Source organism: Mesorhizobium sp. M0830 (assembly GCF_040319965.1).
Classification (GTDB): domain Bacteria; phylum Pseudomonadota; class Alphaproteobacteria; order Rhizobiales; family Rhizobiaceae; genus Mesorhizobium.
The window spans coordinates 142299-162015 of sequence record NZ_JAMYOR010000006.1; the positions used below are offsets into that span (position 1 = coordinate 142299).

The window sequence follows — 19717 nt, forward strand, 5'->3', positions numbered from 1 at the left end:
GGAAAAGATGTCCGTTCGCAATGCCGCAAAACGTTTTACCAGCGTCATAACGGCAGCCAGCCTCTCGCTCGCCCTGCTGATGCCTGGCCCCGCTTTCGCCGATGCCGGCTTCCGGCAATGGGTTGCCGGCTTCCGCGCCACCGCCGTGCAGAGCGGCGTTTCCGGCGCCCTCTACGACCAGGCCTTCAGGGACATCCGGGATATTGACCCGGTGGTTCTGGAAAAGGCGCGCACGCAGCCTGAATTCACCGCCCCTGCCTGGGACTATTTCGACAACCGCGTCCATGACCAGTCGGTCTCGGTCGGCCAGCAGATGGCCAGGAAATGGAAGCCGTGGCTGGACGGGATCGAGTCAAGGTTCGGCGTCGACCGCCACATCGTGCTGGCCATCTGGTCGATGGAATCGAACTATGGCGAAATCCTCAAGCGCGACGACATCATGCGCAACGTGGTCCGCTCGCTGGCGACCTTGGCCTATGCCGATCCGAAGCGCGCGAAATTCGCCCGCACCCAGCTGATCGCCGCGCTGAAGATCCTGCAGACCGGCGATATCGACGAAAGCCATCTGAGCGGATCGTGGGCCGGCGCCATGGGCCACACCCAGTTCATCCCGACCAGCTATCTGCACTATGCCGTCGACATGGACGGCAACGGCAAGCGCGACATCTGGAATTCGATACCCGATGCGCTGGCGACCGCCGCCAACCTGTTGGAGAAGAATGGCTGGCAGGCCGGCAAGACCTGGGGCTATGAGGTTGTCCTGCCCGCCGGCAAGCTTCCCGGCGGCTCCAAGACGCTGTCGCAATGGCAGGCTCTCGGCGTGGTCAGGGCCAACGGCAAGCCGTTCAAGAACGGCTCCGACAAGGCAACGCTGAAAGTGCCGGACGGCCGCAGCGGGCCGGCTTTCCTGATGATCAAGAATTTCTCCGTCATCAAAGCCTACAACAACGCCGACAAATATGCGCTTGCCGTCGGTCTTCTTGCTGACGAGATCGCCGGCTCCAGCGGTCTCGTGCAGGACTGGAAGCGGCCTTTCACCAAGCTCACCTTCGAGGAAAGGCAAGAGCTGCAGAAGCGGCTTTCCCAGCACGGCCTCTACGACGGCAAGTTCGATGGCAAGATCGGCGACGGCTCGAAGTCAGCCATCATGGCCTTCCAGGCCAGCGCCGGCTTGACCCAGGATGGCTATCCGAGCATGGAAGTGCTGAAGTGGCTCCGGCAGAAATAGAGCCGCATGCAGTGCCGCGCGGCCCTTCGGGCGCGCAAAGGACGCTGTAGCAATCTGCCAAGGGATGGAGGAAACGATTGGCTTCGGCTGCGCGCATCGCAGGGCTTGTTCGTCGCATGCCGGTGCTCATTCTGGCCGTAATCGTGCTCGCCGTCGGTGTGGCCGGCGTCTTTCACGCACCTGCAATGGCGCAGGAGCAGCAAGACCGCGGCTGGTCGTTGCGCGACCTTCTGTTCCCGCGCCGCAGCGAGCGATTCGAGCCGCCGCAGGATATCCAGAAGGCAAGGCCCAGGCCGATGGTGAAAAAACCTCGCGCGCCCCGCCCGCCCGCGGAACCGGAAACCCCTGTGGTCGAAAAGGCGCCGGACGCCCGCGCCGTCCTGGTGGTCGGTGACTTCATGGCGGCCGGTCTCGCTGAAGGCCTCGACACCGCCTTTGCCGAGAATGCCGGCGTCAGGATCGTCGTGCGCAGCAATGGTTCGTCCGGCTTCGTGCGCGACGACTTCTACAACTGGCCCGAACAGATCAAGTCGTTGATCGAGACCGAAAAACCCGCCGCCGTGATCGTCATGCTTGGCTCCAACGACCGCCAACAGATGAAAATCGGCGACATTCGCGAACTGCCGCGGTCCGAAAACTGGACTAAGGAATACGAGCGTCGCGCCGACGCGTTCGGCAAAGCCATTACGGAGGCCAAGGTGCCTTTCCTTTGGGTCGGCATGCCGGCCTTTCGGGTACAGAAGATGACCTCCGACATGCTTGCCTTCAACGACATCTACCGTCAGGCGGCCGAAAGCCATGGCGGCGAATTCGTCGATATCTGGGACGGCTTCGTCGATGAGAACGGTGCCTTCGTCACCAGCGGCCCCGACATCAACGGCCAGCCGGTGCGACTGCGTGCCGATGACGGCATCAACGTTTCGAAGGCAGGCAAGCGCAAGCTCGCCTTCTATACCGAAAAGCCGCTGTTGAAGATCCTCGGACTGACCGCGCCGGGGAGCGCGGTCACGGCATCTGCCCCCGCAGGCGCTCCCGTGGAGGCGCCGGCGCCGGCCGCGGCCCCCATTGTCATCGACCGAACCGCACCGATGCTGCTCAGCGATCCGGCACTCGATGGCGGCACCGAGCTGCTTGGCGCGGCACCGCTAGCGAAGGCCAATCCGGACCTGCCGGGTGAAAAGCTAATAATCGAGGGCAAGGCACCAAACGCCTCGCCCGGCCGCGCCGACGATTTCTCCTGGCCGCCGAAGGCTACCACCGCGACCGACACCACGACCGCGATCAGTCGTTAGTATCGCAGAGCGGCTCTGAGGCCGTTTGGCTCAGCGCGGCAGAACGCTCGACCCCATTAGCGCCCCGTCGATCGATCGTGCCGCCTGTCGGCCCTCGCGGATCGCCCAGACGACCAATGACTGGCCGCGGCGCACGTCGCCGGCCGCATAGAGCCTGTCGACGCTGGTCCTGTAGTCACGGTCGTTGGCCTCGACATTCCTGGAGCGGCGGTTGTCGGTGACGATCTTCATCTTACCGTCCAGCTCCGTCGCCACGCCGACCTTCGCCGGTCCGGCAAAACCGATAGCGATGAAGGCGAGATCGGCGCGTATGACGAATTCGCTGCCGGGGATCGGCTTGCGCTTCTCGTCGACCTCGCAGCACTTGACGCCGGTCAACTGGCCTTCCTCGCCGATGAATTCGAGTGTCGCCACCTGGAATTCACGCTCCGCGCCTTCCGCTTGCGAGGACGAGGTGCGCATCTTGGTCGCCCAGTAGGGCCAGACAGAAAGCTTGTCTTCCTTCTCCGGCGGTTGCGGACGGATGTCGAGCTGGGTGACGCGCACCGCGCCCTGGCGGAAAGCGGTGCCGACGCAGTCGGACGCGGTATCGCCGCCGCCGACAACGACGACATGCTGACCGCCGGCGATGATCGGATGCGACGGCCACGCCACAGACTGGATCGGCTCGCCGCCGACACGCCTGTTCTGCTGCACCAGATAGGGCATCGCATCATGCACGCCGCCGAGATCGTCGCCGGGAATACCGGCCGCACGCGGCGTTTCCGACCCGCCGCAATAGAGCACGGCATCATGTTCGGCGAGCAACTCGGCAACCGGCTTGTCGACGCCGACATTGACGCCGCAATGGAAGGTGACGCCCTCGCCCTGCATCTGCTCGATGCGCCGGTCGATATAGTGCTTCTCGATCTTGAAGTCGGGAATGCCGTAACGCATCAGCCCGCCGGGTCGGCTCTCGCGCTCATAGACATGGACGTCGTGGCCGGCGCGGCCGAGCTGCTGGGCAGCCGCCATGCCGGCCGGTCCGGAGCCAATGACGGCGACACGTTTGCCGGTCTTCTTCTCCGGCGGATAAGGCCTGATGTGGTCGGTTTCATAGGCCTTGTCGGCGATCGCCTGCTCGACCGTCTTGATGGCGACGGGGATGTCCTCGAGGTTCAGCGTGCACGCTTCCTCGCAGGGCGCGGGGCAGATGCGGCCGGTGAACTCCGGGAAATTGTTGGTCGAATGCAGGTTGCGGATCGCGTTGTCCCAGTCTCCATTATAGACGAGGTCGTTCCAGTCGGGGATCTGGTTGTGGATCGGACAGCCGGTCGGCCCATGGCAGAACGGAATGCCGCAATCCATGCAGCGCGCGGCCTGTTTCTCGACCTCCTTGTCCGACATCGGCAGCGTGAATTCACGGAAATGCCGGATGCGGTCGGAGGCCGGCTGGTACTTGTGTACCTGCCGGTCTATTTCAAGAAAGCCTGTTACCTTGCCCATAGTCCAGTTCCTGCTGTCCAGATGGTGCGGTTTTCGCCGCACCCGTTAACCTCTTGAGGCAGCCGTGGCAACCTTTCGCACGAGGTCAAACTGTCGATGAAGATAGGCCGGGAGACCTGAGCCTCCCGGCAATCCCAAGTCTATTCCGCCGCAACGCCCATGCGCATGCGTTCCATCTCGATCAACGCGCGGCGGTATTCGACCGGCATGATCTTGCGGAATTTCGGCCGGAATGTCGTCCAGTCGTCGAGGATCTCGCGACCGCGCACCGAACCAGTGTAGTGCACATGGTTCGAGATCAGCTGATAGAGCCGCTCCTCGTCATGGCTGGTCATGTCGCCTGACACGTCGACGCGTCCCTTGTGGTCGAGGTCGCCGCCGTGATGCAGCAGCCTTTCCATCAAATCGTCTTCTTCCGGAACCGGTTCCAGCTCGACCATCGCCATGTTGCAGCGCTCGGCGAAATCGCCCGCCTCGTCGAGCACATAGGCGACGCCGCCCGACATGCCTGCGGCGAAGTTGCGGCCGGTCTGGCCGATGACGACGACGATGCCGCCGGTCATGTACTCGCAGCCATGATCGCCGACGCCTTCGACGACGGCAGCCACGCCCGAATTGCGCACCGCGAAACGCTCGCCGGCGACACCGGCGAAATAGGCCTCGCCCTCGGTCGCGCCATAGAGCACCGTATTGCCGACGATGATGGAGTCAGCCGCGACGATCTTGGCCTCTTCTGGCGGCCGGATGACGAGGCGTCCGCCCGACAGGCCCTTGCCGACATAGTCGTTGCCTGCGCCGACAAGCTCGAACGAGATGCCGCGCGCCAGGAAGGCGCCGAAGGACTGGCCGGCGGTGCCGGTCAGCTTCACCGAAATCGTGTCCTCGCGCAGGCCCTTGTGCTTGAAACGCTTGGCCACTTCGCCCGACAGCATGGCGCCGGTCGAGCGGTCGACATTTCGGATGTCGACCTCGATCTTGACCGGCTGCTTGCTTTCGAGCGCCGGCTTGGCCAGTTCGATCAGCCTGCGGTCGAGCACGTCGTCGATCGGATGCTTTTGCCGCTCGGTCCAGTGCACCGCTTCATGCGGCGCATCCGGCTTGAAGAACATCTTCGAGAAATCGAGCCCGCGTGCCTTCCAGTGGACGATCAGGTCGCGCTTTTCCAGAAGGTCGGTGTCGCCGATGATCTGGTCGATATGGGTGTAGCCCATCTCGGCGAGCAGACCGCGGACCTCTTCCGCAACGTAGAAGAAGAAGTTGATGACGTGTTCCGGCGTGCCCTTGAAGCGCTTGCGCAGCACCGGATCCTGCGTAGCGACGCCGACCGGGCAGGTGTTGAGATGGCACTTGCGCATCATGATGCAGCCAGCCGCGATCAGTGGCGCGGTCGAGAAGCCGAACTCGTCGGCGCCGAGCAGCGCGCCGACGATGACGTCGCGCCCGGTGCGCAAGCCGCCGTCGACCTGCAGCGCAACGCGTGACCGCAAGCCGTTCAAAACCAGCGTCTGGTGCGTCTCGGCGAGACCCATTTCCCACGGGCTGCCGGCATGCTTGAGCGAGGTCAGCGGCGAGGCGCCGGTACCGCCATCATAGCCCGAGATGGTGATGTGGTCGGCGCGCGCCTTGGCGACGCCCGCCGCCACCGTGCCGACGCCGACTTCCGACACCAGTTTGACCGAAACGTCGGCCGCTGGATTGACGTTCTTCAGGTCGTAGATCAGCTGCGCCAGATCCTCGATCGAATAGATGTCGTGATGCGGCGGCGGCGAGATCAGGCCGACGCCCGGCGTCGAATGCCTGACCTTGGCGATGGTGGCATCGACCTTGTGGCCGGGCAGTTGGCCGCCCTCGCCGGGCTTGGCGCCCTGCGCCACCTTGATTTGCATCATGTCGGAATTGACGAGATATTCGGCCGTGACGCCAAAACGACCCGAGGCGACCTGCTTGATCGCCGAGCGTTCGGGATTCTTGCCGCCGCCAGGCAACGGCAGATAGCGGTCGGCCTCCTCGCCGCCCTCGCCGGTGTTCGACTTGCCACCGATCTGATTCATGGCACGCGCCAGCGTCGTGTGCGCTTCGCGCGAGATCGAGCCGAACGACATCGCCCCGGTCGAGAAGCGCTTGACGATGTCGGCCGCCGGCATGACGTCGTCGAGCGCGACCTTCTTGCGGCCGGTTTCCTCGGCCAGCTTGATCCTGAACAGGCCGCGAATGGCCTGTGCGCGGGCCGTCTCGCTGTCGATCTGGGCGGAATAGTCCTTGAACGTCTCCCACGATCCCTGGCGCACGGCGTGCTGCAATGTGGCGACCGCGTCGGGCGACCACATATGCGCCTCGCCGCGCATGCGGAACATGTATTCGCCGCCGACCTCGAGGCTGTTGCGCAGCACCGGGTCGTTGCCGAAACCGTCATTGTGGCGGCTGAGCGTCTCGGTCGCGATCTCGTCCAGTCCGACACCTTCGATCAGCGTGGCGGTGCCGGTGAAATATCGCTGCACGAAATCGGTCTTCAGCCCGACGGCGTCGAATATCTGGGCGCCGCAATAGGACTGGTAGGTCGAAATGCCCATCTTGGACATCACCTTGAGAATGCCCTTGCCGATCGACTTGATGTAGCGCGAGACGACTTCGTAGGCGTCCACTTCCTTCGGCAGCTCGCCACGCTTGTGCATGTCGAGCAGCGTGTCGAAGGCGAGGTACGGGTTGATCGCCTCGGCGCCATAACCGGCAAGGCAGCAGAAATGATGCACCTCGCGCGGCTCGCCGGATTCGACGACGAGGCCGACCGAGGTGCGCAACCCCTTGCGGATCAGGTGATGATGGACCGCGGCCGTCGCCAAAAGCGCCGGGATGGCGATGCGGTCCGGCCCGACCTGGCGGTCGGACAGGATGATGATGTTGTAGCCGCCGGCGACCGCCGCCTCCGCCCGCTCGCACAGGCGGTCGATGGCGCCTTGCATGCCTGCCGCCCCTTCGGCGGAGCCATAGGTGATGTCGATCGTCTTGGTGTCGAAGCGGTCCTCGGTGTGGCCGATGGAGCGGATCTTTTCGAGATCGCCATTGGTCAGGATCGGCTGGCGCACTTCGAGCCGCTTGCGGCGCGAATTGCCGACCAGGTCGAAGATATTCGGCCGCGGCCCGATGAAGGACACCAGGCTCATCACCAGTTCCTCGCGGATCGGATCGATCGGCGGGTTTGTGACCTGGGCGAAGTTCTGCTTGAAATAGGTGTAGAGCAGCTTCGACTTGTCCGACATCGCCGAGATCGGCGTGTCGGTGCCCATCGAGCCCACCGCTTCCTGGCCCGTCGTCGCCATTGGCGACATCAACAGCTTGGTATCTTCCTGGCTGTAGCCGAACGCCTGCTGGCGATCGAGCAGGCTGACGTCCTTGCGCAGTTCGCGCGGCTCGACCGGCTTCAGATCTTCCAGGATGAGCTGCGTGTTGGCGAGCCAGGTCTTGTAGGGATGCTTGGCCGCGATTTCCGACTTGAGCTCCTCGTCGGAGACGATACGCCCCTTCTCCAGGTCGATCAGAAGCATGCGGCCGGGTTGCAGACGCCATTTCTTGACGATCTTCTCCTCCGGCACCGGCAGCACGCCGGCTTCCGAGGCCATGATGACGCGGTCGTCGTCGGTGACGATGTAGCGCGCCGGGCGCAATCCGTTGCGGTCGAGCGTAGCGCCAATCTGGCGGCCGTCAGTGAAGACGACCGCCGCCGGTCCGTCCCACGGCTCCATAAGGGCCGCATGGTATTCGTAGAAGGCCTTGCGGTCGGCATCCATCAGCTTGTTGCCGGCCCAGGCTTCCGGGATCAGCATCATCATGGCGTGGCTGAGGCTATACCCGCCCTGGAACAGGAACTCGAGCGCATTGTCGAAGCAGGCGGTGTCGGACTGACCGTCATAGGAGATCGGCCAAAGCTTCGAGATGTTGTTGCCGAACAGTTCGGAATCGACCGAAGCCTGCCGCGCTGCCATCCAGTTGTTGTTGCCGCGCACGGTGTTGATCTCGCCATTGTGGGCGACCATGCGATAGGGATGCGCCAGCTTCCACGACGGAAACGTATTGGTCGAGAAGCGCTGGTGGACGAGGATCAGCGCGGTCTCGAAGCGCGGATCCTTGAGGTCCTTGTAATAGGCACCGACCTGATAAGCCAGGAACATGCCCTTGTAGACGATGGTGCGCGCCGACAGCGACACGCAATAGGCGCCGATGTCCTTGTTGTCGTTCTCGGCATAGATGCGGCCGGATATGACCTTGCGCAGCAGATAGAGCCTGGCCTCATACTCCTCGTCATCGGTAATGTCTGGCGTGCGGCCGATGAATATCTGCCGATGGAATGGCTCCGACGCCACGATATCAGCCGCCTTCGACAGTGACGAATTGTCGACGGGCACGTCACGGAAACCGATGAGCGGAAGCCCCTCGGATTGCGCCGATTCGGCAATGATGTCCTCGACATGGGCGCGAAGTGCCGCGTCCTGCGGCATGAACCAGTGGCCGACGCCGTATTGGCCCGCCGGTGGCAGGTCGATGCCCTGGGCCGCCATTTCCTCGCGGAAGAAACGATCGGGAAGCTGCACCAGCACGCCGGCGCCGTCGCCGACCAAGGGATCCGAGCCGACGGCGCCGCGATGCGTCAGGTTTTCGAGCACGGCAAGTCCGTCCTTGACGATCTGATGCGACTTCACGCTCTTCATGTTGACGATGAAGCCGACGCCGCAGGCGTCATGCTCGTTACGCGGGTCGTAGAGACCTCGGGCGGAAAAGCCGTTGACGGTGCGACCGTTGTTGGATCGGCCGAGATTGGTCAGGGGCGTATTTTTGACGGTTGCCGCTTTCGTCTGCGCGGCCTGGCCGTTCGTCGCAGATTGCGTCATGTCCGTCATCTCCTGTCCTCCGTTCCCAGCCCCTCGGGCGCTGGTTTGCCTCGGCAAGCGCTTGGCTCACCCTGATCCTTGCGGCACGTCTTGCGAAATCCTTACCGGACCAGGCGGCTTTCCGCATGGTTCGTATTCGTACAGGCCAAATCGGGGCCGTCCACCTGTCGCTCGCAGCAACAGCCGGAGAGGCCCAAATGATACGCCAATCCAGCTCGTTTTGTGCGACAAAATAAGACAGCACTACTGTCCTAAATTTTTATGACAGAAATCCCGGACGCATACAAGACCGATTCACAAAAAACTTGGGCCTCTTGCGACAGAAAATTACGTGAAGCCGGGGAGAAACGTAAGGTTCAGTCGCCAATCTCTCTTCTGTCGGCTGGCTGGCTTTACCGATTTTTCGGCGCCCGGCCCCCTTGCGATCAGCATGCGAAACCGGTCAACTTCAGGCTGACTTCCCCAAAACCCGATTTCCCTAGACATAGGCAGATGCATGTTCTTCGCTTCCGACAATTGGGCAGGCGCCCATCCCAATATCGTTGCTGGCCTGTCGGCCAATGCGGGGGGCTATTCCACCGCCTATGGCGACGGTGCGCTCGACCAAGCCGTCTATCAGCGCTTCAATGAGATCTTCGAACGAGAGGTCGCGGTGTTCTTCGTCGCAACCGGCACTGCCGCCAACTCTCTGGCGCTGACCGCCTATAACAAGCCTGGCGGCATCTCCTTCGCCCACCGCGAATCGCATGTCATCGAGGACGAATGCGGCGCGCCGTCATATTTTTCCGGCGGTTCGCGCCTGCATGAGATCGACGGCGCGCTTGGCAAGGTCGACCCGCACAATCTGGAACGGACCATCGGCCGTTTTGCGCCCGAAATCGTCCATTGGGGACGGCCGATGGCTGTTTCGATCACCCAGTCGACCGAGGTCGGCACCGTCTACGGGCTGCATGAAATCGAGACGATCTCGGCGATCGCCAAACAACATTCGGTGCCCCTGCACATGGACGGCGCCCGCTTTGCCAACGCGCTGGTCGCGCTCGACACCACGCCTGCCGAGATGACGTGGAAACGCGGCGTCGACATCCTCTCCTTCGGCGGCACCAAGAACGGCTGCTGGTGCGCCGAGGCAATCGTGTTGTTCGATCTTGATCGCGCCAAGGAATTGGCCTTCCTGCGTAAACGCGCCGCCCAGCTGTTTTCGAAATCGCGCTTCGTCGCCGCGCAGTTCGAGGCCTATTTCAAGGACGGATTGTGGCTGGACACCGCCCGCCACGCCAACGCCATGGCGGCGCGCCTTGCCGCGGCGATCGAGGATTCGGCCATGGCCAAGCTGGCATGGTTGCCGCAGGCAAATGAGGTGTTCGCAGTGATCAAGAAAGCCGAGGCCGAAAGGCTGCAGGCAGCCGGCGCTGCCTTCTACGACTGGCACAGGCCACATGGCTTTGACGGCCACATCAGTGAGGACGAGCTGCTCTATCGCTTCGTCACCAGCTTCGCGACGACCGCGGAAGACGTCGACCGGTTTGGCCTCATGCTCGCCTGATAGGTTTCTCCCGAAAGAGCTCGGAGCCCGTTTCGAATTGGCCTGGGCCGTGATAGGCAGACATAATGGTTGGCAAGGGATCGGGTTTCGGGAGACCGCTACGCCGTGCGCTACACTGGACAGTGCGGCTACGGGCAGTGCTGGTCACGATATTTCTCGTTTCCAGCTTGCAAGGGGCTTGGCCCCAGAGCTGCTCCGTCACGGCCGTCAGCGGGTCGTACGGCGCCGTCGATATCCTAAGTGGTGCCGTCGACGACACGACTGCGACCTTCTCGATCAGCTGCTCGGGCGTGATCTTCTCGACCGTGCGCCTGTGCGTCGAACTTTCGCCCGGCCAGACCAACACGGCCGGCAATCGCCGGCTGGCGTCGGGCACCCAACGATTGGTGCATGAGCTCTACAGCGACGCGGCGCGAACGACGATCTGGGGATCCTGGGGCCTGGCCACAACGGCCTATGCCCTCCATCCCATCGGAACGACCTACGATCTCAACATGGGCTTCTCCGGTAGCGCCAATGCCACGCTGACGGTTTATGGCAGGGTGGCCGCGAACCAGACCACCGCCGGACCCGGATCATACATCTGGACCATGACCTCCGCGCCGGCGATTGGCTACGACTACGTGACGGCAACGGCGTGCCCGACAGGCAGCCGACAAGCCGTCTCAAGCGGCTCCACCTGGACCGCGACAATCAACGCGAACTGCAACGTCTCGGCCACCAACGTGAATTTTGGCTCCGTCGGGGTACTGGCGTCGAATGTCGATTCGACAGGTTCGGTCACCGTCCGCTGCACCAATTCGACGCCTTACTCTATCGGACTCAGTGCGGGAACGGGTTCCGGAGCTACAATCGCCGCCAGGAAGATGACGAGCGGCACCAAGCTCGTCAGCTATTCGCTTTACCGCGACAGCGGCATGGCTACGGTTTGGGGGAACACGATCGGCACCGACACCGCCAGCGGCACCGGCACCGGGTTGGACCAGCCCTACACCGTATATGCCGAGGCGCCCGCACAGACGACCCCCGCGCCAGGAACTTACACCGACACGGTCGTCGTCACCGTCACCTACTGACATCCGGCGACCGCCGGCATCAACGGCAGGAAATCTCGACGACCACTTGCGCGTTTGTCTTCGGCGTATAGTTGAACGCAGCACTGCACGTACCGCTGGCGGTTTCGGCCACGACAGTGTTCTTGCGCGCCAGCCCCTCGACATAGGCACGCCCGTCATAGCCGATGACGAAGTCCTGCTTGCCGTTGATCGTGCCGTGCGACCCCGCCATGAGCGGCTGTCCGTCCGGGCCTGACAGGACCAGGACTGCGGCGTCCACATTCGTGCGAATCCGGAAATCGGCCCGTACACCGGCCCGGTCGGCCGGCGCGATGACATCCTGCGTTGTGGACACATCGGCATCGATCGGCAGGTTGGTGGTATCGATGGCGATTCTGTTTTTCTGATAGGAGCGCAGGCCCGGCACCAGCAGCCGGCCCTTGCCATCCGTAACCCCCACCGGTCGATTCTCGTACAACACGCCGACATCGGGCACGCCTGTTTCGACGACGGCGAAACTGTCGTCGATGCGGTCCGTCAGGAAGACGCCGGATCCCATCGTTGCGATTGCCCCGTCGAACTGGGCTGTCGCCGTGGTGCCCGAGATTGAACGGCCGACGGCTGCATCAGCACGGCCATGGGAAGAGCGATAGGCAACCGCTGCGGAGCCCTCCGCGGATCCGCCCTGGCTAAAGCTGGTCCGCCAGCCAACGCTGCCCGGTTCCTCGCCGAGCGGCTTACTCACGTCGGCAATCATGTCGAGCCCGTCCTTGCCGGCGGAGACAGCCGTCGATGCCATGGCGTCGCCGCCGATCGGCATCGACAGTCCGGCGAAGAGACCGGCGCTCCTTCGCCCGCCAAGCTCGGCGAAGGCCGTGGCGTTGAGGTAGCCGAAAGGCAGCGTGCGCGAATAGGACGCGGTGACGACCCTTGAGCTCTCGCCGTCGGCCGATGTCAGGTCGATGTAGCTTGCGCTGACGCTGCCGCTGTCGAAGGACAGTGGCGTTCCGACGGAAATGCTGTTCACTCTCTTCGGCGGCCTGGATCTGGCCACCGCGTCCGTAGCTTCCGGATCGAACGAGGATGTATTGAAGAACGCGCGACTGGGCGCTTCACTGTCCTGAAGCCGGTCGGTCACCGAGGCGAGATCGTCATAGGAGCCGAGCGTCAGCTGCGAACTGGCATTGACGCTGAGGGTCCCGATCCTGATCTCGTAGGAGGCATAGGCCTGCAGCCCATTGCCGGCCCGGCCATGGCTGCCGGCCAGCGCGAACGAGGCGACGCCAAGCGAGCCGGTTCGCATCGCCATGCCCATACCGCCATTGACCAGATCCTTGCCGGCCTCCGCATGGCTCTCCAGCGTCAACCAGTCGTAGATGCCTTTTCTCAGGCTTGCCGACACGACGGGCTGATTGACGGCGTAGGCATCCGACGTCGTCGCATACCCGAGCCTTGGCAGGCCTGCCTCCAGCGAAAAGTCGAAGAGGCCTGGCCTCAGCAAGCTGGGTGAGGCGTAGAACGGTACGCTCGTGCGCGTTTCATGGCCGGCAGCATCGCGCAGCACGACAAGTGCCTGCCCGCCGCCCGTGGTGACGGGAATGTCGGTGATCTGGAATGGCCCGGTGTCGACTGGGTGTGAATAGGTTTTCAAGTCGTTGACGTAGACGTCGACTGTCGACGGCACCGCCGCGCTGCCGCTCACCGAGGCAAGCGGCTGCGTGATCAGGTCGGCGCGAAGCCCGAAATTGCGGCGCACCTGAAGCCCGCCGACGCGGATCGGCCTGGTCCAGGCGAAACCGCCGGAGATGACATCGCCAGCCTGATAGGTCACCAGCTTCGCCGGGTCGGAATAAGTATAGGCGGTGTCGAGCCTCAGCGCATCGGTGCGTCCGTTGTCCGTCAGCCGCATTATCGCCGACTGACTAAACGTGCCGACCGGCGAAAAGGCCCTGGCGTCGAGGGTTGCGGACACCCCGCTGAAGGAGAAGCCGCTCGCGTCGGGCTCCTGTCGTGACGCCGCGAACAGATTGTAGTTGAGGACGCCGCCAAACCCCGCGTGCACGTCAGGCGCTGCATCGCGATCGGGCGCCGCGTCATAGGATATCGTCCCGCGCAGGCCGTTACCGACGGTCAGGAAAATACGTTGCTGCGCCACCTCGTAGCGGTAAGTCAGTCCCTGGACACTGTCGAGCATGATGGGTGTGGCGGTGGATCGATCCTTGCCCAGATCCAGCCCCAATGCCCGCAGCTCATCAGGCGTGGCGCCGATATGCTGCCCGTCAGTAGAAATGAATGCCGCGATCTGATTGGTTGGAGCGTCGTTGATGAAGACTTCGAGTTGAAGCTGCTGGACCGCTCCGGCTGCCTGATTGGACTGCGTCAGTGCAGCGATCAGGATCGACATGGCCAGCAAGCAAGCCGGATTCACGGCGCGGCGACAACCGGCGCTGTGGCCTCGATGGCACCATCATTTCCCTGACCGGCGATCGAGATCGATCCCTTCGCGGCGAATTTGCGCCCGCCAGCCGGCGCCGTCCATCGCATGGTCGACTGACCGAGCGCATAGCCGACGAGCCCTCCCCCTAACGAGATCTTGTGTCCGCCCGCGTCGCGCAGCGAGAGTGCGGAGACACGCAGGCGTGTACCGCCTTTGTTGTGGGCCGACACGATCAGCCTGCCGTCCTGCTTCGATACGGTCCAGTCCACGGCCGGCGGCGTTCTTTCCGGCGAACTGAAGAACACCGGGATCGAGTGGCGAACCAACAATCTAACCGTACCGGTCTTGGCCCGACTGGCGTCCGGAAGCTCGTCGACAAGGAGGCGATAGGCCTCCTCAGAGGCAATCGGCCGCTTGGCCACGCGCACGATGCGAACGACATAGTCGGCGCCCGGCTGAAGCGTAGCGCCCGGAGGTGAGGCGACCACATCTTGCGTGGGCAGCAGGCTCTCCTGGCCATCAGCTTGCAACCAGCGAAAAACACGAATCTGCACGTTGCTTGGCGTCTGCCCGTCATTGCGCAGCATGATCGTCGACGCCGAGCCGGGAGCGACGACATCGACGAGAGCAGGCTGCACTTGAAGCGATTCCGCGTGCGCCACCGCACCGCGGAACAACAATGCTCCCATCAAAGCCAAAGTCAGCCTTGCCAAATTCATTTGCAACCCCCAGGTGTCGACCGTCGATGCGGCCGACCTAGTAAGTGACGGTGACCGTCACCGTATCTGTGTAAAGGGCTGGCGCAGGCGTCGATTGCGCTGGCACGCGTCCATACACGGTAAAGCTTTGTGAAGATCCGGTACCCGTCGAAGAGACCGTATTGCTTCCTATTGTGTTTCCCCAGACGGTCGTTCTGCCGCTGTCGCTGTAAAGAGAATAGGTGACAGTGGCGGCGCCATTGGTCATCTTGCGCGCGGCAACCGTCGCGCCCGATCCAGTGCCGGCGTCCAAACCAATATTATAGGGGGTCGTATTCGTGCATTGAACCTGAACCGTCGATGTCTGGTCGACATTGGCTGCAATGATGCCCGATGAGCCGAAGTTCAGCGTCGATGCGCTGCCAATGGTGCAGGATGCGGTGATTGTCATCTGCACGGTCATGTTTAATGTCGTCGTCGTCGCGCGTGCCTCGGCGCCGAGAAGCGCCAGGATCGCCAGGCACGCTGCCGTTTTTCTTCGCCACATTCGTCGAGAGTCCTTTTTCGATGGTTCCGGAAAGAAGGTGAAACGGGCGTTGGAGGCTCCGGGGCCTGTGGACTGGCCGAGCTAAATATGTTCGAACTTGGTTAAAAAGGGATTACTTATTTAGATAACGCTAAAGTAGCAATTGCGCTCGTTTCCCGCGAAATCCTTTGGTCGCCCCATCCAGCGAGCGCGATCACCCTCAAGTCAACGACTACGCAGTTCCGGCCTCTCGTCGAGCGAACTGATATAAAAAAAGGCGACGCCTTTCGGCGCCGCCTTTGCCTTGGGAGGCTGCAGGTTTAATTGGCGGTCTTGGCCTCGATCTGCTTGGCCTTGGCCGGAGCCGAGGTGATCGCGATCTTGCGGGGCTTCAGTTCCTCGGGAATGTTGCGCTTGAGGTCGACGAAGAGCAGGCCGTTCTTCAGCGCGGCGCCGACGACTTCGACGTGATCGGCAAGCTGGAAGCGGCGCTCGAAAGCCCTCGAGGCGATACCGCGATAGAGCAGTTCGGACCCTTCGCCGGTGCCCTCGTCCTTGCGCTCACCCTTCACGGTCAACACATTCCGATGGGCTTCGATCGAGATTTCCTCGTCCGAGAAGCCGGCAACCGCCATCGAGATACGATAGGAATCCTCGCCGGTGCGCTCGATGTTATAGGGTGGATACGTCTGCGCGCCATCCGGCTGCGCAAGCGAATCGAGCATGGTGAAGAGACGGTCGAAACCGACGGTCGAACGATAAAGCGGGGAAAAATCAACGTGACGCATGAGGTGTTCTCCTGTTGAGCAACATGGTTTGCGTTTGGCCGGTGCGAAACCCTTGAGCGGCATTTCGGCTGGACCAGCGACCCCGACATTGGCGGCCGCATCAGACATTTGGGGAGCACTCGAATGCATTTCAAGATTACATCCGGCGGCAAAAAACCGTGTGGCTGATGCCTTGATGAACGGCAGATGAACCGGCGCTTCGGCGCGCGTTCAGACAGCCGGCGCTAAAGTGCATTCCAGGATCAAGGATTGGCGGCGCCGATTGCACAACAGGCACCGCAACGAGGCCGACCGGGTGCCAACGTCCCTTCCTCCCGGATCGACAGAGGCCGGAAGCACGCTTTCAAGCGGCTTCCGGCCTTCCCCATTGCAGCCTCCGTTGCCGTGAATTGCTTTGCTTTTGGCGCATGGGCGTCTATCACCTTGGCAGAGCCGGCCGGCACAGGCAGGCATGCGAGACGCCAAGCACGAAGCGCCGAATGACGGATCTTTTCAACGACAACCCGCTTTTTCACGAAATTGAGGGCAATCCGCGGCCGGAAAACGCCTCTGCCGGCTTCTTCACCACGCGCGACGGCAAGAAGATCCGCTACGGCCTGTTCGGCGCGGTCGCCCGCCCGATCAAGGGTACCGTGGTCCTGCTGTCTGGCCGCAACGAGTGCATCGAGAAATATTTCGAAACAATCCGCAACCTCGCCGATCGCGGCTTTGGCGTCGCCACCCTCGACTGGCGCGGCCAGGGCGATTCCGACCGGCTGATCCGCGATCGCCAGCGCGGCTATGTCAAGCGCTTCCGCGACTATACCGCGGACCTCGAACAGTTTTTCGAGGAGATCGTGCTGCCCGATTGCCGAGGGCCGTACTACATCCTGGCGCATTCGGCAGGGGCGTTGATCACGTTGCTTGCCGCACGGTCGATGATGAACCGCGTGCGGCGCATGGTGCTGATCGCGCCATTCCTGACGCTGCCCGACCTGCCGGTCTCGATATCGACGGTTCGCCGCGTCTGTTCGTTATTCTGCGCTGTCGGCCTCGGCCGGCTCTATGCCGCTTGGGGCCCGCGGCCGAAGGTGACGGCTCCGTTCGAGACCAACAAGCTGACGAGCGACCCGGTGCGCTATCGGCGCAACACGCGGATCTACGAAGAGTACCCGCAACTGGCACTTGGTGGACCCACGATCCGTTGGCTGCGGGCAGCCGCGAAAGCCTCTGAAGCCGTCAGCGACCCCGACTTCATGGCTCGGATCCAGATTCCACTGCTGATAATCGCAGCCGGCGCCGACCAGGTCGTCTCGACCAAGGCCGTGGAAGCCTACGCCAGGCGTCTGCGGCTCGGTTCGCTGCTGATGATCGACGGTTCCCGTCACGAAATCCTGCAGGAAGCCGACATCTACCGTGAGCAGTTGCTCGCCGCCTTCGATGCCTTCATTCCCGGCAGCGACGACCCGACTGCCTGAAGCGCCGATCGCTGGTTCAGGTCGCGCTGAGGCAATTTCGAGAGTGGCGTGAAGCGGTCAGCCGCGTAAGGCGGCCATGGCCGCGGCATGGAGCTCCGGCGTCGCCGCTGCCAGCACATCGCCACCCTGTTCCGCCGGCCCGCCGTCGAATGTGGTGACGACGCCGCCTGCCTTCTCGATGATCGGGATCAGCGCGACGATGTCGTAAGGCTTCAAGCCGGGATCGGCGACGATGTCGACGCTTCCTGAGGCTATCATGGCAAAGGCGTAGCAATCGGCGCCGTAGCGAGCGAGTTGGATCTGCTTTTCGAACTGGTCGTAGCGATTGCGCGCCTCGCCTTTGAACAGTGCCGGCGTGGTTGTGAACAGCGTCGCCTCGGCCAGCTTCGTCGTCTTGCGGGTTGTCAGTTTTCGCGAGCCACCTGGACCCTCATAGTGAGAACCCGAGGCGTTGGCGTAGAACAGTTCACCGGTGAAGGGTTGAGACATCATGCCGGCAACGGCGTCTCCGTCGACGGTGAACCCGACCAGCGTCCCCCATACCGGCAGGCCGGAAATGAAGGCGCGCGTGCCATCGATCGGGTCGATCACCCAGACATGCCGGCTCGAAATGTTCTCGCTGCCGTGCTCCTCGCCGAGAATGCCATGGTCGGGATATTGCGCCGATATCAGCGTCCGGATAGCGCGCTCGGCCTCGCGATCAGCCTCGGTGACCGGGTCGAAACTGCCCATTTCCTTGTTGGCGACAGCGCCTTGGCTGCGAAAGCGCGGCAACGTCTCCGCCGCCGCCGCCTGCGCTATACGGCGCATGAAATCGATGCTGATGTCCAACTGATTCTCCCGCATTGCGGCATGCTCGAGCCGTGCTCTGCCGACAATTTTGTCCCAAAACAAGAGTGTTCGATGATTTTTCCGCGACGACATCTGTTGCCCGGATGTCACACAAGCATCTTCGAAACGCAATTTCCACATCACGGTGAATTAAAAAAGCCTGAAGGTCGCTTGACATTTGTGCAGCGCACAATACCCTTGTTCTCGGACGGCTTATCCTGTCCATGCCCTCCTTGGGCGTTTCCTCCCTAGACTTCGACCGTATCGTGCAAACGATGCGGTCTTTTTTTACGCCGGGATTTCCAAGGATGTCGCCCAAAAGCGTGTCCACGGGCCTGACCCGAGGTGCTCAGCGGTTTTGGGCCAACGACATGCACCAACAAGGCGAACTTCACTCCGCAGCCAGCGGCAGGTCGACGAAATGATGGTCGGGCATCGACATCAGGTCAGCTGAAAATCGCGTCAAATCGTCGGCCAGAGCGTCAAAGCCGGCGACCTTCTCAAATGTCCGCTCGTTCATGTAGAGCCCGCGATTGACCTCGATCTGCAGCGCATGCAGATGGCGCGCCGGGCGACCGTAGTGCTCGGTGATGAAGCCGCCAGCATAGGGTTTGTTGTGAGCGACCGCATAGCCCATGGCGGTGAGCAGGCCGATCGCGGCCTCGGTCAAGGCCGTGGTGGCCGAGATGCCGAAACGATCGCCGATGATGAAGTCGGGCCGCAAGCCGTTGTCGCCGACACGAATGCTCGCCGGCATCGAATGACAATCGATCAGCACGGCAAAGCCGAAACGCGCATGGGTCCTGGTCAAAAGCCGCTTCAGCGTCTCATGATAAGGCTTGTAGACGGCCTCGATGCGGGCAACCGCCTCGGCCAGAGGCAAGCGGCCGGGATAGATGTCGAGCCCCTCGCCGACCAGTTTCGGCACCGTGCCAAGTCCGCCGGCCACCCGCGCCGAGCGGATGTTGCAGAAGGACGGCACCGGCTCGGCGAACATGCGCGGATCGAGTTCCCAAGGCTCGCGGTTGACGTCGAGATAGGCGCGCGGAAAATTCGCCGCCAGCATCGGTGCGCCGAGCGCGACGGCGCCGCCGAACAACTCATCGACGTAACAGTCCTCCGACCGGCGGATGGCGTTGCGATCCAGTCTTGCCATGGCCAGGAAGCGTTCGGGATAGTAGCGGCCGCTATGCGGTGAGTTGAAGAGGAAGGGGACGCGCTGCTCGGCGCCCGACCGGATTTCGAAGGGCGGAAAGACCGAAAAATCCTCGGCTGCCGTCTTCAATTTGAACGAACCCGAAAACACCAGTGCATCATGATGTGAAAGTGCCACCTTGCTGGCCGCGTGTCCAGCATTTCAGGGGTCGAGCCGCCGGGCAAATATGGATCATCGCCGTCCGCGTTCACTGTCGATAGCGAATTAAGTTGTCCGGTTTAGGTAGCACACGAGTTGTCCGCTGCTTCTGGTTTTGTTCTGCTGGCCGCCGAGCG

13 protein-coding genes are annotated in these 19717 nt (G+C 62.5%); 5 read left to right on the forward strand and 8 right to left on the reverse strand.

Annotated features, from left to right (window positions below):
- Positions 1-7: 7 nt before the first annotated feature.
- Positions 8-1228 (forward strand): lytic murein transglycosylase, encoded by a 1221-nt coding sequence (locus NKI20_RS06390; protein ID WP_352829187.1) that lies wholly within the window; start codon positions 8-10, stop codon positions 1226-1228.
- A gap of 77 nt (positions 1229-1305) precedes the next feature.
- A complete protein-coding gene (locus NKI20_RS06395; RefSeq protein ID WP_023759735.1) occupies positions 1306-2520 on the forward strand; it encodes an SGNH/GDSL hydrolase family protein in 1215 nt (404 codons plus the stop codon).
- Between the two features lie 30 nt (positions 2521-2550).
- Here NKI20_RS06395 and NKI20_RS06400 read toward each other — a convergent pair whose 3' ends face one another.
- Positions 2551-4005, reverse strand: a complete 1455-nt coding sequence (locus tag NKI20_RS06400) for a glutamate synthase subunit beta (protein WP_352829189.1) — start codon at positions 4003-4005, stop codon at positions 2551-2553.
- A 140-nt stretch (positions 4006-4145) separates the two neighbouring features.
- Positions 4146-8897: a glutamate synthase large subunit gene (gene gltB, locus NKI20_RS06405; RefSeq protein ID WP_352829190.1), complete on the reverse strand. Its 4752-nt coding sequence runs from the start codon at positions 8895-8897 to the stop codon at positions 4146-4148.
- 487 nt (positions 8898-9384) lie between these two features.
- Here gltB and NKI20_RS06410 point away from each other — a divergent pair, with 487 nt between their 5' ends.
- Positions 9385-10434, forward strand: coding sequence for a threonine aldolase family protein (locus NKI20_RS06410; RefSeq protein ID WP_352829192.1), 1050 nt, complete (start codon positions 9385-9387; stop codon positions 10432-10434).
- A gap of 137 nt (positions 10435-10571) precedes the next feature.
- On the forward strand, positions 10572-11510 hold the full coding sequence (locus NKI20_RS06415; RefSeq protein ID WP_352829194.1) for a Csu type fimbrial protein: 939 nt from the start codon (positions 10572-10574) through the stop codon (positions 11508-11510).
- Positions 11511-11529: 19 nt separating this feature from the next.
- Here NKI20_RS06415 and NKI20_RS06420 read toward each other — a convergent pair whose 3' ends face one another.
- The 4 genes from NKI20_RS06420 to NKI20_RS06435 form a co-directional block, all read right to left on the reverse strand.
- Positions 11530-13893, reverse strand: a complete 2364-nt coding sequence (locus NKI20_RS06420) for a fimbria/pilus outer membrane usher protein (protein WP_352829195.1) — start codon at positions 13891-13893, stop codon at positions 11530-11532.
- A 20-nt stretch (positions 13894-13913) separates the two neighbouring features.
- Positions 13914-14603 (reverse strand): fimbrial biogenesis chaperone, encoded by a 690-nt coding sequence (locus tag NKI20_RS06425; RefSeq protein ID WP_352829197.1) that lies wholly within the window; start codon positions 14601-14603, stop codon positions 13914-13916.
- Positions 14604-14682: 79 nt separating this feature from the next.
- Positions 14683-15171 carry a Csu type fimbrial protein gene (locus NKI20_RS06430; RefSeq protein WP_352829198.1) on the reverse strand — a complete coding sequence of 163 codons (489 nt, stop codon included), beginning with the start codon at positions 15169-15171 and terminating at the stop codon, positions 14683-14685.
- 299 nt (positions 15172-15470) lie between these two features.
- On the reverse strand, positions 15471-15938 hold the full coding sequence (locus NKI20_RS06435; protein ID WP_023759726.1) for an Hsp20 family protein: 468 nt from the start codon (positions 15936-15938) through the stop codon (positions 15471-15473).
- A gap of 479 nt (positions 15939-16417) precedes the next feature.
- Here NKI20_RS06435 and NKI20_RS06440 point away from each other — a divergent pair, with 479 nt between their 5' ends.
- Positions 16418-17395 (forward strand): alpha/beta fold hydrolase, encoded by a 978-nt coding sequence (locus NKI20_RS06440; protein ID WP_352829199.1) that lies wholly within the window; start codon positions 16418-16420, stop codon positions 17393-17395.
- A gap of 57 nt (positions 17396-17452) precedes the next feature.
- Here NKI20_RS06440 and hisN read toward each other — a convergent pair whose 3' ends face one another.
- Positions 17453-18226: a histidinol-phosphatase gene (gene hisN / locus NKI20_RS06445; protein WP_023759724.1), complete on the reverse strand. Its 774-nt coding sequence runs from the start codon at positions 18224-18226 to the stop codon at positions 17453-17455.
- 391 nt (positions 18227-18617) lie between these two features.
- A complete protein-coding gene (locus NKI20_RS06450) occupies positions 18618-19559 on the reverse strand; it encodes an N-formylglutamate amidohydrolase (protein ID WP_023759723.1) in 942 nt (313 codons plus the stop codon).
- Between the last annotated feature and the right edge of the window lie 158 nt (positions 19560-19717).

Excerpts from the sequence above, each read along its gene's own strand:
- NKI20_RS06400 (WP_352829189.1), bottom strand. The coding sequence starts at position 4,005 with ATGGGCAAGGTAACAGGCTTTCTTGAAATAGACCGGCAGGTACACAAG.
- gltB (WP_352829190.1), bottom strand. The coding sequence starts at position 8,897 with ATGACGGACATGACGCAATCTGCGACGAACGGCCAGGCCGCGCAGACG.
- NKI20_RS06435 (WP_023759726.1), bottom strand. The coding sequence starts at position 15,938 with ATGCGTCACGTTGATTTTTCCCCGCTTTATCGTTCGACCGTCGGTTTC.
- NKI20_RS06440 (WP_352829199.1), top strand. The coding sequence starts at position 16,418 with ATGACGGATCTTTTCAACGACAACCCGCTTTTTCACGAAATTGAGGGC.
- NKI20_RS06420 (WP_352829195.1), bottom strand. The coding sequence starts at position 13,893 with ATGTCGATCCTGATCGCTGCACTGACGCAGTCCAATCAGGCAGCCGGA.
- NKI20_RS06390 (WP_352829187.1), top strand. The coding sequence starts at position 8 with ATGTCCGTTCGCAATGCCGCAAAACGTTTTACCAGCGTCATAACGGCA.
- NKI20_RS06410 (WP_352829192.1), top strand. The coding sequence starts at position 9,385 with ATGTTCTTCGCTTCCGACAATTGGGCAGGCGCCCATCCCAATATCGTT.
- NKI20_RS06430 (WP_352829198.1), bottom strand. The coding sequence starts at position 15,171 with ATGTGGCGAAGAAAAACGGCAGCGTGCCTGGCGATCCTGGCGCTTCTC.